Annotated in this window: 14 protein-coding genes; 12 read left to right on the forward strand and 2 right to left on the reverse strand. The window is 42.8% G+C overall.

Annotated features, from left to right (window positions below; genetic code table 11):
- Positions 1-5: 5 nt before the first annotated feature.
- On the reverse strand, positions 6-1451 hold the full coding sequence (locus MB09_RS01700) for an exonuclease domain-containing protein (protein ID WP_045079340.1): 1446 nt from the start codon (positions 1449-1451) through the stop codon (positions 6-8).
- A gap of 173 nt (positions 1452-1624) precedes the next feature.
- Between MB09_RS01700 and MB09_RS01705 the strand changes: the two genes are divergently transcribed.
- The 11 genes from MB09_RS01705 to MB09_RS01755 all read left to right on the forward strand — a co-directional run bounded on the left by MB09_RS01705 (position 1625) and on the right by MB09_RS01755 (position 14190).
- Complete coding sequence (locus MB09_RS01705; RefSeq protein ID WP_045079117.1) at positions 1625-2713, forward strand: sensor histidine kinase; 1089 nt, start codon at positions 1625-1627, stop codon at positions 2711-2713.
- A 5-nt stretch (positions 2714-2718) separates the two neighbouring features.
- Positions 2719-4050 (forward strand): sigma-54-dependent transcriptional regulator, encoded by a 1332-nt coding sequence (locus MB09_RS01710; protein WP_045079118.1) that lies wholly within the window; start codon positions 2719-2721, stop codon positions 4048-4050.
- Between the two features lie 614 nt (positions 4051-4664).
- Positions 4665-5960: a Glu/Leu/Phe/Val family dehydrogenase gene (locus MB09_RS01715; RefSeq protein WP_045079119.1), complete on the forward strand. Its 1296-nt coding sequence runs from the start codon at positions 4665-4667 to the stop codon at positions 5958-5960.
- 90 nt (positions 5961-6050) lie between these two features.
- A complete protein-coding gene (locus tag MB09_RS01720) occupies positions 6051-6467 on the forward strand; it encodes a GreA/GreB family elongation factor (RefSeq protein WP_045079120.1) in 417 nt (138 codons plus the stop codon).
- 26 nt (positions 6468-6493) lie between these two features.
- Positions 6494-6874: a hypothetical protein gene (locus tag MB09_RS01725; protein ID WP_045079121.1), complete on the forward strand. Its 381-nt coding sequence runs from the start codon at positions 6494-6496 to the stop codon at positions 6872-6874.
- A gap of 30 nt (positions 6875-6904) precedes the next feature.
- A complete protein-coding gene (locus MB09_RS01730; protein WP_045079122.1) occupies positions 6905-8038 on the forward strand; it encodes an NAD(P) transhydrogenase subunit alpha in 1134 nt (377 codons plus the stop codon).
- A 3-nt stretch (positions 8039-8041) separates the two neighbouring features.
- Entirely contained in the window at positions 8042-8338 is a 297-nt protein-coding gene (locus tag MB09_RS01735; RefSeq protein ID WP_045079123.1) for an NAD(P) transhydrogenase subunit alpha, read from the forward strand.
- A 131-nt stretch (positions 8339-8469) separates the two neighbouring features.
- Entirely contained in the window at positions 8470-9858 is a 1389-nt protein-coding gene (locus MB09_RS01740; RefSeq protein ID WP_045079124.1) for an NAD(P)(+) transhydrogenase (Re/Si-specific) subunit beta, read from the forward strand.
- A 151-nt stretch (positions 9859-10009) separates the two neighbouring features.
- Positions 10010-10786 carry a non-homologous end joining protein Ku gene (gene ku / locus MB09_RS01745; protein WP_045079125.1) on the forward strand — a complete coding sequence of 259 codons (777 nt, stop codon included), beginning with the start codon at positions 10010-10012 and terminating at the stop codon, positions 10784-10786.
- Positions 10787-10788: 2 nt separating this feature from the next.
- Complete coding sequence (ligD, locus tag MB09_RS01750; RefSeq protein WP_045079126.1) at positions 10789-13212, forward strand: DNA ligase D; 2424 nt, start codon at positions 10789-10791, stop codon at positions 13210-13212.
- Positions 13213-13413: 201 nt separating this feature from the next.
- Positions 13414-14190: a DUF1206 domain-containing protein gene (locus MB09_RS01755; RefSeq protein ID WP_045079127.1), complete on the forward strand. Its 777-nt coding sequence runs from the start codon at positions 13414-13416 to the stop codon at positions 14188-14190.
- An 88-nt stretch (positions 14191-14278) separates the two neighbouring features.
- Here the strand turns inward: MB09_RS01755 and MB09_RS01760 are convergent, their stop codons facing one another.
- Entirely contained in the window at positions 14279-14518 is a 240-nt protein-coding gene (locus tag MB09_RS01760) for a Kazal-type serine protease inhibitor family protein (RefSeq protein WP_045079128.1), read from the reverse strand.
- 126 nt (positions 14519-14644) lie between these two features.
- Here MB09_RS01760 and MB09_RS01765 point away from each other — a divergent pair, with 126 nt between their 5' ends.
- Complete coding sequence (locus tag MB09_RS01765; protein ID WP_045079341.1) at positions 14645-15157, forward strand: inorganic diphosphatase; 513 nt, start codon at positions 14645-14647, stop codon at positions 15155-15157.
- Positions 15158-15252: the final 95 nt, after the last annotated feature.

Consider the following 15252-nt stretch of genomic DNA (forward strand, 5'->3'; position numbering starts at 1 on the left):
GATTTTTAACGGAGCTCAAACCTAACAGGTCTCGAAGACCTGTTAGGTTTTGGGGGTCTGGTAGATTTTAAATCAAAATAAACCACATTCCGCTCCCCATGCTTTTTAAGATGACTTCGGATAATTGCGTGCGTATGATAACTGGCTGGCTGCAATTTTAAAAAAGGTTCGTAGTCCTCAATATTGCAAATGGCTTCGCTCCGGTCAAAAAAACCAAAACCTTTGTATTGCCCTTCAGCAACCAATGCAAAAGCTATTTCGCCTTTCGTTCTTCCTTTTCCTTGAATGGCAAAACTGGGTTTGTTTTCCTCTAATGAGCGAATGGCGGCCTGTACTTTTAAATTGTAATCGGCTACTTTCTCAGAACCTTCACAAACGCCTTCGCAATTTTTTATTCGATAGTGGGAGCATTTTTCAGAAGTGCTCTGCAAGGTGCAAAAACGGGGACATAAATTAAAAGTCTCGCAAATTTCTTCCAGTTTTTCCACAGCTTCGGCCCGGTTGTAAAAAGTGCTTACCGAATCTTGGATTGCCTTGGTTTTTCCCAACGCAAGCTGTATAATGCCGCGCTGATTCACATAACTGATAATTTGGTAGGTGGTAGCAGGCCATTTCTGCGCCCGGTTGAATTTTGGGTAATGTTTCCGAATGTGTTCCGATTCAACTAACAAAGCCAATAATTCATTTCCTGTAAGTTCGTAATCTATAAAATGCGTTTCCTGCCCAAGTTGGTATTCCTTTGTCTTTTTATCATAAAAATGGCTCAAAACCCGCTTTTTGATATTCTTTGCCTTTCCGGCATAAATCACTTGGTGTTTTTGGTTTTTGAATAGATAGATGCCAGCTTCCTCGGGCAGTTCGTTAATCTGTTCCGCTGGGATGTGCGGGGGAAGCGTAGCCTGTTTGGAACGCGGATTCAAAAAGGAATTAATAGTGCTGAAATCTTCGTCCAACGAAAGCAAGCGTTGAAAGAGAATTACCGTGGCATCCACATCGCCCTCTGCACGGTGGCGGTTAAAGTGCGGAATATTTATGGTGTTGCAAAGCCTTCCCAAACTATAAGACAAATGTCCGGGAATCAATTTGCGCGAAAGCCGGACGGTGCAAAGTTTTTTTCGATTGTAGTGTTGCCCCAAAAGCCGAAACTCGCCACGGATAACGTTGTAGTCAAAACTTACGTTGTGCGCCACAAACACAGCGTCTTTAGTGAATTCCTCTATCGTTTCAGCAACTTCAAAAAACCGAGGCGCATCGGCAACCATATCATTGTCAATACCAGTTAAGGCGGTAATGTGCTGCGGAATGTCGCGTTCCGGATTTACGAGCGTGGTGTATTTATCCACCACTTCGCCATCCTTTAAAAGTGCGATACAGATTTCGGTAATACGATTGCCGGCTATGCCGCCGCCAGTGGTTTCTACGTCTATAATTGCGAAAAGTTGTGATTGCATTTTTTGTTTGCTGGGAAAACAAATGTAGGGAAAGAAATCTAAATATATGGAATATTTCCTGTTAAATGGAAATAATCCAACCGCACACGCGTTCAATCGCTACAATCCATACGGAAAATCAATAACAATTGTGCTATTATCAATATCTTTGACCAAACATTTATAGCCTCTCCATGACCCTTGAAAAAAACCTGAAAGAACGCATTAAAGAGCTTACCTGCCTGTATGAGGTTTCCTCCATTATCGTAAATAACGACTATAAAGCATTGGACAAAACCTTATATTCCATTGCGTTGAGTCTTCGGAAATCGTTGCAATACAGTAAGAATGCGACGGTTGAGATTGTTTCGGAGCCCTTTCATCTTATTTCTTCGGCCCTTCCCAAAAAGACGGTTTCAATTGAAAGCAACATCTCTATTTTCAACGAGCCCAAGGGTTTTATAAGAATGCATTATCCCGCAGATAAATTCACCAAAAAGGATTTTTTAAAGGAAGAAAAGAAATTGCTGCAAAATGTGGCCATAAATGTTGGCGATTTGTTGGAGCGCGTTGCCATTCGCGAGAACGAGGCAATTATAAAACGAAAAATGGAGCATGCCGACCGGTTGAGTATTTTGGGCGAAATAACTGCGGGAATTGCCCACGAATTGAACACGCCGCTCGCAAATATTTTGGGCTTTGCCGAATTGCTGAAAAGTAAGGAACCTGAAAATACCCAAACCAGCAAAGACCTCGATAAAATAATAAACAGCGCCATTTTTTCCCGCGAGGTGGTTAAGAAACTGATGTTCTTTGCCTGCGAAATGCCACAGAATTTGGGCGAAACCGATATTGTTCCAGTAATAAACGAGGCCATGAACCTGCTGGACCCAACTCTAAAAAAGAACGAGGTAAAATACAAGGTGAACCTTCCCAAAGGCGAGGTTTTGATGAAAGTGGACACCATACAATTGACGCAGGTTATCTTCAATTTAGTGCTGAACGCCATCTACTTTTCACCTAAAAACGGACAGATTACCGTAACTTTGGAAGAGACCAAAAAGAAGATTGTCCTTAAGATTGCAGATGAGGGTCCGGGCATCACTTCAGAACTTATTCCGAAGATATTCCAGCCCTTTTTCACCACAAAAACCGTGGGCGATGGCTCGGGGCTGGGATTGAGCGTGGTGCACGGAATTATAAAGGGCCATCGGGGAACCATAGATTATCAGTCCAATAATCCCACAGGTGCCATTTTTATTATTACTTTTCCCAAACAATAGCTGCCATGCTTCAAAAGGAGAACATATTAATAGTAGATGACGATATCAACATCCTGGAATTGCTCCAGCGGCATCTGCATTCCATGAATTATCATACCTATAAGGCCGTTTCGGTAAAGGAGGCTGTGGCTATCCTTCGCGATTCCGAAATCGATTTGCTGATTACCGACCTCAAAATGCCGGAAGTGGATGGTTTTGAACTTATTCAATTTGCCTCCGAGCACTATCCCAATATGCCAAAACTGGTTGTTACGGGCTATCCTTCGGTGCAGGATGCACTCTCCGCAATAAAATCGGGTGCAGTGGATTATCTGGTGAAACCGTTTACCAAAGAAGAATTGAAACAAAGTGTTTTGAAATCGCTTTCAACGGCGACGAAACGAAAAATTTCATCCGCAACTTCCCGCCAAGGAACTCAGAGCGAATCAAAAAAATACAACGAGATAATCGGCGAAAGCGAGGGCATAAAAAATGTAATTCAGATTATAGACCGCGTAAAGGACAATAAGGCCACCATTTTTATAAGCGGTGAAAGCGGTACGGGAAAAGAGCTGGTTGCGCGTTCCATTCACTACAACGGCAAGTTTTCACGTGCACCATTTATCTCGGTAAATTGCGGCGGAATTCCTGAAAATCTTTTGGAATCAGAACTTTTTGGGTATGTGAAGGGGGCCTTTACCGGTGCCAATGAAAACCGCGACGGCTTTTTTCAAGCGGCAGATGGCGGCACCATTTTTTTGGATGAAATAGGAAATGCTTCTCTCGCAGTCCAATCCAGACTTTTAAGAGTGTTGCAGGAAAAGGAAGTGATGAAGGTGGGCGACCGGAAAACCGAAAAAATTGACGTGCGCGTTATTGCCGCCACCAATAGCAATTTAAAGGAAATGATTGCGAAGGAAACCTTTCGCGAGGACCTCTTTTACCGTTTGACGGTGGTGGAAATAAACGTGCCACCGCTGCGCGACCGGAAAGAGGATATCCCGCTGCTGGCGGATAAGTTTCTCTTTAAATATGGCAATGAATATAAAGACCGCTACGTTACCATAGACCCTGAAGCCCAAGTGCTATTGCAGCGTTACGATTGGCCGGGCAATATCCGCGAGTTGGAAAACGTAATCCAACGTGCGGTGATTATGTGTGATAGGACCATTGGCGTAGAGGATTTGCCGGAGACGCTCAAATATCAAATAGATTTTCCCAAGGAGGAATTGGTTCCCCTGAAGGAAATGGAAAAAAAATATATTGAAAAAGTACTCGCGGCAACCGGCAACAACCAAACCAAGGCGGCCGAAATTCTCAACATAGACCGTAAGACACTGCGTTCCAAAATTGGGTGATTCGTTGATTTGGGATTCGTTGATTCGGGATTCGTTGATGCTTAGTTTTTATTTTTAGCTTGGCTCTTTCCGCTTTTCTATATTTAAAATTGAAATGAAAATTATTTTAAGGAAAATGGTTTCTTCGCTACGTTATTTCATTTTGGAAGAAACGATTCATTCTTTGAGACGAAAGAGTTTGTGTCTATAAAATTCAAATTTCAAATCCCAAAAAGCCTTTGGAATTGGGAATTTCTTCTTTTTCGAAATATAAAATTATTGGGTAATTTCTCCCCACCTCGGAAATAATGCCCCAATCCTAAAAGAATTGAAAATTTCACTAGAAAGATTTAAATAACTAGTAATCAGAGTATTAAATAATATTTTAAAAAATTTTATGTCGATGGCACACACCTTGCCAATAGGTATGGCAAACAAGAAGTACTTATGACTAATAACCCTACAAATCAATGCCTTGAATGTGCGCACGCTGCTTATTGTGTGCTAACGCACAATCATTCAGCGGTGTTTTCCTGTAGTGAGTTTGACGAACTGCAACACCGCGCCCCGGAACCTTTACTGAAAATAACCCAAAGAAAGCCTGAAATGGCGACTATTTAAAAACAACTATTAAAATGATAAACACACAAACAGTGGAAAAACCGCAACCTGTAAAACGAGGAATGTTGGACAACGTGTTGGAGCAATTCAACAGCGCTGCAGACAAGATTGACTTGAATCCAAACGTTCGCAAGATTCTTAGCATCACTAACACTGAGATTATTATTCACTTCCCGGTCCGTATGGACAATGGCAATGTGGAAATATTCACCGGCTATCGCGTGCAGCATAACAACGCACTTGGTCCTTACAAAGGGGGTCTTCGCTACCATCCGACCGTAGATATTGACGCAGCGCGTGCTTTGGCTATGTGGATGACCTGGAAAACCTCGTTGGCTGGTTTGCCTTACGGCGGTGCAAAAGGAGGAATCCAGATTGACCCTTCAAAATATTCAAAAGGAGAATTGGAGCGCATTACGCGAAGATTTACCTATGCGCTGGGCGAGAATATTGGCCCAGAGCACGATATTCCGGCTCCAGACGTAAATACAAACGACCAGACCATGGCGTGGATTGCGGATACGTATATGAGTACCAAGAGTACCAGCGAGCGTTCCAAAAACCAACACGTAGTTACAGGAAAACCTGTAGGAAGTGGCGGTTTGGAAGGTCGTGACCGCGCAACGGGCTACGGCGTATTTTTGACCATTAAATTTTGGGCTGAAAAGAACAATGAGAGCCTAAAAGGTAAAACCTTTATCGTTCAAGGTTTTGGAAACGTAGGCTATTGGGCTTCACATTTCTTGGAAAAAGAAGGTGCAAAAATGGTTGGGGTGCAAGATGCATTCGGTAGTCTTCAAAACAAAGAAGGTATTACCGTTGAGGATCTTTTCAACTATGGCAAGGCCAATAACGGCAGCATTGTAGGTTTCCCAGAAGCAGATGACTTGGACGGCAAGGAATTCTTTGGCTTGGATTGCGACATCTGTATTCCAGCAGCTTTGGGCAACCAAATTACGAAAGAAAACGCACATTCCATAAAAGCTACTTTGATTGCTGAAGGCGCCAATGGCCCGACAGATGTGGAAGGCGAAAAAATATTGTTGGAGCGTGGTATCACCATCATTCCAGATATTATGTGCAACTCCGGTGGCGTGATTGGAAGTTATTTTGAATGGCTTCAAAACCGTAACGGAGAGCTTTGGCAGATGGACGAGATTTTGGAAAAACTGGAGAAAAAACTTCGGTCAACCTTTAAGAAAGTTTCGGCCTATTCCGAAGAGAAAGAAATCGATATGCGAACCGCAGCCTTTGCCATCGCAATTGAACGTATTGAAAAAGCCTATGTGCTAAGAGGGATTTTCCCATAATTAATTTGAATCCATAAAGATGGAACATCGCTCCTCAATTGTCGTAAATGGCAATGATGTTCCATCTTTTATAATACTGAAACAGAAACCATGAAATATGGAAATTTGATATTAGAGAAAAAGGAGTACGTTTTTTTGAAGCGTTTACTCAACGTTACTGGTTATTACAAAGATGAAAATACGAAGGTTTCCCTTAAGAAATTAAGCGGCGAACTTACCAGTGCCATTATTTACGACCATGAGGAAATGCCGGCTGATGTAATTCGCTTCAACAGCGTAGTTACAGTAGAATCCGGAACCTGGAAAACGGAATTTCAATTGGTAATTCCTACCGAACGCGATATTGCGGCAAACAAGATTTCCATTCTGGCGCCCATGGGCTCTGCCGTAATGGGCTATGCCGAGGGCGATTCCGTAATCTGGAATTTTCCAAATGGCACCAAAGAACTTAAAATCACCAGCGTAAAGCAGGCTGAAAGACCAATTGATATTGACGTATTATCATAGTTTTTATCATTTAAAAATTTTACATCATGCAGATTTACAATCACGATACACCCGAAGCAATAGCATTCAAGAATAATTCCATAGAGTTGGACAACTGGATAGAACATCTCAATTATATTGAAAAGGAGATCATCAATCTGTTAAACCTCGGAAATACGGAGCTTTCAAAAGTCTTTGAATCTAAAAATGTTATTGAGAAACTGGCGCGTGAAAAGGAAACCAATACGGCAGCGATTGACGCTTTCCTAAAATACAAAGAAGGTTTGCCAAAGGCCGCCGAATGTGAGGATGTGGATTGCGATATGTTTTATGTAACCGAACATGAAAAGTTTAGAAAAACATACTTGGCGCATCTAAAAAGATACAGGGAAGTGAAAGAGGAATACTTCAGTATGTTAAGCAAATAATAAGAAAAAGGAATATTTCAATATTAATCTATGAACGAACAGCCACAGCCCAAAACTATAGGAATCCTAAAAACCCCAAACGATCCGCGGGTTTGTTTGTTGCCCAAGGAAGTAAAAAGACTTACCGGGGAGTTGAAGCTCAATATCCTTTTTGAGCCTGGGCTGGGCAGTTCGCTACAAATTGACGATGCTGAATATGTACAGGCGGGAGCTATCAGTCAATCTCGCGAGTCAATTTTTAAAAATTCGGATACCATCGTATCCATAAACCATACTTTTAGCGAAGTGGAAATGAAGGGGGGTTGTTGCTTCATTGGTATTTTCAACCCCCTCTTTCATGATTCCAAACTCGCTATATACCAAAAAAATGGCGCCACGGTTTATAGTTTGGATTTGCTTCCAAGAACTACTCTTGCGCAGTCTATGGACGTGCTTTCGTCCATGGCCTCCCTTGCTGGCTATAGGGCTGTCATAAAAGCAGCGGAAGTGTATAACGGAGTTTTCCCAATGTTTACAACCGCCGCGGGAACACTTACCCCGGTCAAGATTTTAGTGCTCGGTGCAGGCGTTGCAGGGCTACAAGCCATTGCTACCGCCCGTCGTTTGGGCGCGGTCGTTGAGGCCTTTGACGTGCGCAAATCTGCCGGAGAGGAAGTACGAAGTCTTGGTGCAATTTTTATTGAAGTTGAAGGCTATACCGAGTCTGCAAATGCAGGCGGGTATGCGGTGGAGCAGAGTGAGGAATATCAAAAAAAGCAGAAAGAATTAATACACAATCACATTCTAACGGCAAATATCGTAATCAGTACTGCCAATATCCCAGGGAGAAAGGCACCCTTGCTCATTGAAACACGATCTGTGGAAGCAATGCAGCCCGGCAGCGTGATCATTGACCTGGCGGCAGAACAGGGCGGAAACTGCGAGCTTTCAAAAAACAAGGAAATTATCAATCACAACGGAGTTACTATTTTGGGCCACTCAAGCCTTTCAACGGAAATACCCGCGGCTGCTTCAAAATTGCTTTCCAATAACTATTTCTCATTTATAAAGTACAAACAAAAGGCAGAAGACCAACCAGATGATCCATTGCTCACCGCTTCCCAAATTATGAAGGAAGGCCAATGGACGCACCCACATTTCACCAAACAACTACAACCAGCATAAATTATGGATTTCATAAATCAACACATCCAGGAAATTTATTTTGTCATTTTTTGTGTCTTTATCGGCATAGAAGTAATCGCCAATGTGCCCGCTATTTTGCATACGCCTCTAATGAGCGGCGCCAATGCCATTAGTGGGGTTATTTTGGTAGGAGCAATTATCGTGATGCTACGGGTGCCGGCGGACGATTACCTCAACCTCACTTTGGGGGGAATCGCGGTTTTTCTCGGCACCCTTAACATTTCTGGCGGATTTTTCGTAACCGGACGTATGCTGAAAATGTTTAGTCCTAAAAAATAATTCCTCAATTATTGACTCAATACTGAAAGACACAAAACATAAGCAACCTCAATTTAAAAAATCGCTTATGTTTTGGTCTTTTTTTTAAGTCGTTCTATTTTCCATTAAAAACAAAATTTCATAATTAAACCATGTACGCAATCATAGAAGTAGGTTATTTAATTGCCACCCTGTCCTTTCTGGGAGGTTTGAAATTTATGAGTTCCCCAAAAAATGCGAAAACGGGAAACCTAATAGCCGCCTTGGGCATGGTCCTCGCCGTGGTCCTCACTTTTATCGCTGCGGTAACGGCAACCGTTCCCTATACCAATTTAATAATTATGCTCTTGGCAATCGCCGTGGGAACGGTTATCGGCAAAAGGCTCTCAGACAAAGTTGAAATGACTGGCATGCCCCAACTGGTCTCGTTATTCAATGCCACGGGTGGCGGCTGTGCTATGCTTCTTGGCTTGGTAGAGGCCAACCAAATTGATCCCTTCACTACCATTCTGGGCAATAAAATCCTACTTATAGCCGGGTTGATAACGGGAGCAGTAGCCTTAACGGGAAGTATTATAGCAGAGCGAAAATTGGCCGGAAAAGTAAAAGACAGACGCAGTAAAACTGTCATCCTTTCCGCAAGGATACTTTTGGGTTTGATGGTATTATTGCCTGTGCTCTATTTTTTCGGAATCATTCCTATCGGGTTTACAGCTTTTATGTATGTACTGGCAGCCATAGCCATGGTTTATGGCGTGCTCTTCGTTCTTCCGATTGGAGGTGCCGATATGCCGGTAGTAATTTCACTTTTAAATAGTATCACGGGTATTGCAACAGCTTTTGCAGGTTTTGTTTACGGCAACAAGGCAATGATTGCGGGCGGTATTTTCGTGGGTGCCGCGGGAATTCTACTTACGCTTTTAATGTGTAAGGCGATGAACCGTTCCTTGATGAAAGTGCTTGCCGGCACCTTCAAAAAGAGCAAAACCGGCGCTGTGGAAGCAGAGCAGGAGATTAAGGAAATAAGCATTTCTGAAACGGCCTTATCGCTTTCGTTTGCGCAAAAAGTAGCCATCGTTCCCGGTTACGGACTTGCGGTTGCACAAGCGCAACACATTTGTGGCCAGTTGCAACAATTATTAGAAAAGCGTCACGTGGGGGTAGATTACATTATCCATCCTGTGGCTGGCCGTATGCCGGGACATATGAACGTGCTGCTTGCCGAGGCCAATGTGGAGTATTCCCACTTAAAGGAAATGGACGAGGGCAACGAAAACATGGCGCAATACGATACCGTATTGGTCATTGGCGCCAACGATGTGGTTAACCCCGCCGCCGAAAACAATCCCGATAGTCCGGTGTACGGTATGCCCATTATCCGGGCGCACGAAAGCAAGCAGGTAATTGTTATGAAACGAAGTATGGGCAAAGGCTATGCAGGCGTTCAAAACGACCTTTTCGCACTGGATAATTGCAGTATTCTTTTTGGCGATGCGAAGTCGTCTTTGCAGGAGATCGTGAATCAATTAAAACTGATTTAAGCTATAGTTATTAGGTATAACTTCCTCAAAATATCCTCTACATTTCATACGGCGTATAATCGCGTTTGTTATTTCTGCCACCGTTAAAATATCGTGAAACCCCGATTGCCTTTCCCGCATTAGCATTATTTTTAATGAAAATGCTATGACTATGAGATCAATTTGGAATGGTTCAATAAGCTTTGGCCTAGTGTCAATCCCCATAAAAATGTACAGCGCATCGGAAGACAGAAAACTCGATCTGGACATGCTCGACGTTCATGACAATGCACGCATCCGCTACAAACGCGTAAATGAGGAAACAGGCAAGGAAGTGGAATGGAAGGATATCGTTAAGGGGTTTAAGAAAGGCGACAGTTATATTGTGCTGGACAAGGAAGATTTTGAAAAGGCCAATATGAAGAAGAGCAAGACCATAGACATAGAAGAGTTTGTGGAGGAAAGTGAGATAAGCGATCTTTTGTATAAAAGCCCTTATTTTTTGGAACCCCAAAAAGAGGGGGGCAAAAGTTATAATCTGCTCCGCGATGCTTTAAAAAAAACAAAAAAATTGGGCGTGGCCACATTCGTAATGCGCCAAAAGGAACATTTGAGTCTTATCGGTGTTTATAAAAATGCGTTGGTGCTGCATGTGATCCGTTTTGCCGATGAAATCCGTGACCCTGGTGAATTGAAACTGCCTTCTACGAAAGTTTCAAAAAAGGAAGTAGATATGGCACTTTCCCTTATTGAGAATTACACCACAGATTTCAAGCTCGATAAGTATAAAGACATTTACAACAAACAGTTGATGAAGATAATCAACAACAAGGCGGCGGGGAAAACGACCCGCACTAAGAAGGTGGACACAACCCCAACGCAGGCGGATGATTTAATGGCGAAACTAAAAGCCAGTCTCGAACGGAAAAAGAAAAGTAAAGCTTCCTAATCGTGGGCTTAGAAGATTATATTCGGAAACGCAAGTTTGACGAAACCCCCGAGCCAGAGGGCGAAATGAGCAGGGAGGATGCCAGGCGTTTTGTAATCCAAAGACATCAAGCCCGCCGTCTTCATTACGACTTACGATTGGAAATGGAAGGCGTGCTCAAAAGTTGGGCAGTCCCCAAAGGTCCGTCCATGAATCCGTCTGATAAACGACTGGCGATTATGACCGAGGACCACCCAGTTAAATACCTCACCTTTCACGGTACTATTCCAAAAGGTAATTATGGTGCTGGCGTTATGGATATTTGGGATGAAGGAACCTATAAAATTTTGGAAAGCGATGACGGTGTAGATCCAATTAAGCAATTGGAAAGGGGAGATCTAAAAATTGAATTCTTCGGAAAAAAAATAAAGGGAAGCTTCGCGTTGGTACATACAAATAGGGGCAGTGAAAAAAACCAATGGCTGCTCATAAAAAAGAAAGATAACTTTGCCACTGATTTGGAATATGACGCTGAGGTTTTTGCCGCTTCCGCCAAGCCAATAAAATCAAGCAAGATAAAAGCGCTCAATCCACAAGAATTTATAAAACCCATGCTGGCCAGCCCGGCCAAAAAGATTTTTAAGGACCCCGATTGGGTTTTTGAACTTAAATGGGATGGTTATCGGGTAATGGCCAATGTTTTTAATGGCCGCGTGGAGCTCTACTCCCGCAACGGTATTTCATATAATACTAAATTTGCAGCTATCACCAAGGAATTGCAAGACCTTCCGCACGATTGCATTTTGGACGGCGAAGTGGTAATCGTGGATTATAACGGAACTCCCGATTTTCAAAAACTGCAAAATTACGATCCCGAAATTACCGAAGGGGCACTTCGTTATTATGTTTTTGATCTTCTTCACCTCAATGGCCACGACACTATATCGCTGCCCCTGTTGGAACGAAAAAGCCTTCTACCCGAGATATTGGAAGATTTTCAGCATATTCTTTATTGCGACCATATAGAAGCTATGGGCCCCACCCTCTACAAACGGGCCACTGAAGCTGGCATGGAAGGGGTGATTGCCAAGAAGGCAGATTCCGCTTATACGCCCGGCTACCGCAGTGAGCAGTGGCTGAAAATAAAAAGTACCAATACCGAAGACGCAATTATCTGTGGCTATACCGACTCAGTAAAAGGAGGAGCCATTTTTGGGTCCCTTATTTTGGGGATGTACCAAGAGGAAAATCTTATTTACGTAGGTAATTGTGGGTCGGGATTTTCTGCTTCGGAACAGCGGCAACTGCTACAGAAACTTCAATCTCTTGAAACGGAAACCAATCCCTTCGGAAAGAAAATTTCGCTTAAGGGAAGAAATCCGCATTGGGTAAAGCCCGAACTGGTCTGCGAAGTGAAATTTTCGGAATGGACAAAGAGCGGCTTAATGCGCCATCCTATTTATAAAGGACTCCGCCGCGACAAGGAATGGACCGAGGCCACGCCACAGCCATCAAAAGATAAGTCTTCCAAGGCAACAAAAAGCAACGATTCGTATTTGGAGGTAAATGGGGTATCTGTACCTGTTTCCAATCTAGATAAAGTCTATTGGCCGGATGCCGGCTATACCAAATACGACTTGATCGATTATTATCTGCATATTTCTGAAATCATCCTGCCATACCTAAAGGATCGGCCCCAAAATCTGCACCGCCATCCCAACGGTATTTTAAAACCTTCCTTCTATCAAAAAGACAACGAAACCTTGCCGGACTGGGTAGAAACTGTAAAAATTTATTCCGAATCTTCCAAAAAGGATATTGATTATCTACTTTGTCAAAATGAGGCCACCTTGCTATATATGGCAAATTTGGGCTGCATCGAAATCAATCCTTGGAATTCTACCGTACAAAATCTTGAACATCCCTCATATACGGTGATAGATATAGATCCTTCCGAGAAAAATAATTTTGAAGAGGTGATTGAGGTGGTGTTGGCCACCAAAGAGGTATTGGATCTTGCCAAAATAAAGGGCTATTGTAAAACTTCCGGTTCTAGTGGGATGCACATATACATTCCATTGGGCAGTAATTACAGCTACAATGAGGCCCGCGATTTTACGAAACTGCTGTGCTATTTTATCCACGAAAAATTGCCAAAGCTCACCAGTATGGAGCGTGCAGTAAAGAATCGGAAAGGCAAGATTTACTTAGATTACTTACAAAACCGCAGGGGCCAAACCTTGGCGGCTCCCTATTGCGCAAGGCCCAAAAAAGGCGCGCCTGTTTCTGCTCCACTATCTTGGAAGGAAGTAAAGCCTGGTCTTGCCATCTTGGATTTTACCATAAAATCCATGCCCCAGCGCCTTACGGAAATGGGCGATTGGTTCGCTCCCGTTTTGGGGAAGGGGATTGATATGGAGCGGGCGATCGATAATTTAGGGAAATAAAAGAGGTTGGTTGGATTCGGTCTCTGTTTAGTATTTTTATCATTTTACACTCAAAGACAACTACTGCCCTCCGTCGCTTTGGAATCTAAAAAGTTTATCTTAGCTTTTATCGCTTGGAATTTTCTCTCGTTTTAACGACAAATATGCATGTTAACAGAGGAGCTAGTACTACCTTTACATAAAAATAATTGCCCAAAGTAATTGAAAGAGTTTTATAAAAATGCCGCTATCATTGGCTTTGTGTCCAAAGGAATTATTTACGTGGTAATAGGGGCACTTTCCCTGTTGGCAGCTTTGAACATGGGAGGCGATAGTTCGGGCACCAATCAGGCGCTATTGTTCCTGAAAAAGCAACCTTTTGGGCAGGTATTATTGCTGCTCCTTGGCGTAGGTCTTCTTTGCTATTCTTTCTGGATGTTTCTTCAAGCTTTTAAAGATCCTGAAAATATTGGTTCGGATTACAAGGCGAAATTACGCCGCTTTGGTCTTTTTACCACGGGCTTAGTCTATGTAGTTGTGGCTCTTCTGTGTTTTTATCATCTTTTTACCTATCCCATGGAGGAAAGCTCTAACTCGCGCTATCTGGATTTTTTGGGACCTACAACCTTAAGCTACGTTTTTATCGGCATTGGTATTGTTTTGACCATGCAGGGGGTTGTACTTACCGTAGGAGTTATTAAGGGCGGGTTGTTGGATCAGTTTAATTTGGAAGGAAGGAAAGGCGCGGCCATTATAAGAACAGTAGGGCAGTTCGGGTTTTACGCCCGTGCCTTTGTAGTGGCCATTATTGCCTATTTCTTTTTCCGCGCGGGAATTTATACGGGCAACCACGAAATTAAGGGCATACAGGATGCTTTTAAATTCTTGGATCAATCCACCTTTGGAAGAATATTGATGGCTATTACCGCTGTTGGATTTATTTCATATGGAGCATTTTTTGTGTTGCTAACGCGATATCGGAGTTTTGAAAAGGAATGATCTGATTTTTAATAAAACTTAGAATGTTCCAATTTTCAAAAATAGAGTGTGCATGACCCAAATTACTTATAAAATTGCAGCAGAATTCCTACTCACATTTTCCTTGTGTCCAGGAAGTAATCCCAGCACGGTCCGCTGCGCAAGGATTGCTGTAGGTTGTGCCATCGCAGCCGCAAACAGGATTGTATTCCATGGTGCAGGGGCCATCGCTGATTTTTGATTCGTCTATACAAGTAACCTCCTTGGATGTACCGCAGGAGGCGAAAGCCAGCAATGTTACAGTGAGAAATGCTATGCTTGTAAAAAAGTAAGGAATGGAAATCTTCATCGCTTCTATATAAAATTTATATCCTAAAAGTAGTAATAATTTTAATTTCGAGGGTTTTTTATCTCAATCTTGCAATATATAAACATTCAAAAAGCCCTATTTTTGCATTCCTTAAAATTCAACAATATGAAAAAGACGTTCGACGTACTGATAGAAATCCCAAAAGGAAGCCGCAACAAATACGAATATGATTTTGAGCTGAAGAAAATCCGCTTCGACAGGATGCTTTTCAGCAGTATGATGTATCCGGCCGATTACGGTTTTATCCCGGAAACATTGGCCTTGGACGGCGACCCGCTGGACGTTTTGGTGTTGGGGGGTGAACCTACTTTCCCGATGTGCGTGATGGAGGTGAAGCCCATAGGCGTTTTCCACATGGCCGATGAGAAAGGGCCCGATGAAAAAGTAATCTGCGTACCCATTTCCGATCCTATCTGGAGCAGCCTCAACGACCTTTCTGATATGAACCCTCACTTGGTACGGGAGATTGAACATTTCTTTCAGGTATATAAAGATCTCGAAAAGAAGAAAGTTGATGTAGGGGGTTGGGGTGACGCCGGGGAGGCTGTTGAAATTTACAATCAATGCGTAAAGCGCTACAAAGAAACGCCTGAGGTGCAGGGACATTTCAGTATATAATTAGCATGACAGAAGACGGTATAACATAAGACGTAGGACTGATTTATTATATTTTTTTTAGTCTTACGTCCTAAGTCTTATCGTCTTACGTCTAT

The sequence above is a fragment of the Aequorivita vladivostokensis genome (assembly GCF_000952855.1).
Taxonomy (GTDB): domain Bacteria; phylum Bacteroidota; class Bacteroidia; order Flavobacteriales; family Flavobacteriaceae; genus Aequorivita; species Aequorivita vladivostokensis.

Coding starts and splice junctions, on each gene's coding strand:
- MB09_RS01700 (WP_045079340.1), bottom strand. CDS start 1,451: ATGCAATCACAACTTTTCGCAATTATAGACGTAGAAACCACTGGCGGC.
- MB09_RS01705 (WP_045079117.1), top strand. CDS start 1,625: ATGACCCTTGAAAAAAACCTGAAAGAACGCATTAAAGAGCTTACCTGC.
- MB09_RS01710 (WP_045079118.1), top strand. CDS start 2,719: ATGCTTCAAAAGGAGAACATATTAATAGTAGATGACGATATCAACATC.
- MB09_RS01715 (WP_045079119.1), top strand. CDS start 4,665: ATGATAAACACACAAACAGTGGAAAAACCGCAACCTGTAAAACGAGGA.
- MB09_RS01720 (WP_045079120.1), top strand. CDS start 6,051: ATGAAATATGGAAATTTGATATTAGAGAAAAAGGAGTACGTTTTTTTG.
- MB09_RS01725 (WP_045079121.1), top strand. CDS start 6,494: ATGCAGATTTACAATCACGATACACCCGAAGCAATAGCATTCAAGAAT.
- MB09_RS01730 (WP_045079122.1), top strand. CDS start 6,905: ATGAACGAACAGCCACAGCCCAAAACTATAGGAATCCTAAAAACCCCA.
- MB09_RS01735 (WP_045079123.1), top strand. CDS start 8,042: ATGGATTTCATAAATCAACACATCCAGGAAATTTATTTTGTCATTTTT.
- MB09_RS01740 (WP_045079124.1), top strand. CDS start 8,470: ATGTACGCAATCATAGAAGTAGGTTATTTAATTGCCACCCTGTCCTTT.
- ku (WP_045079125.1), top strand. CDS start 10,010: ATGAGATCAATTTGGAATGGTTCAATAAGCTTTGGCCTAGTGTCAATC.
- MB09_RS01760 (WP_045079128.1), bottom strand. CDS start 14,518: ATGAAGATTTCCATTCCTTACTTTTTTACAAGCATAGCATTTCTCACT.
- MB09_RS01765 (WP_045079341.1), top strand. CDS start 14,645: ATGAAAAAGACGTTCGACGTACTGATAGAAATCCCAAAAGGAAGCCGC.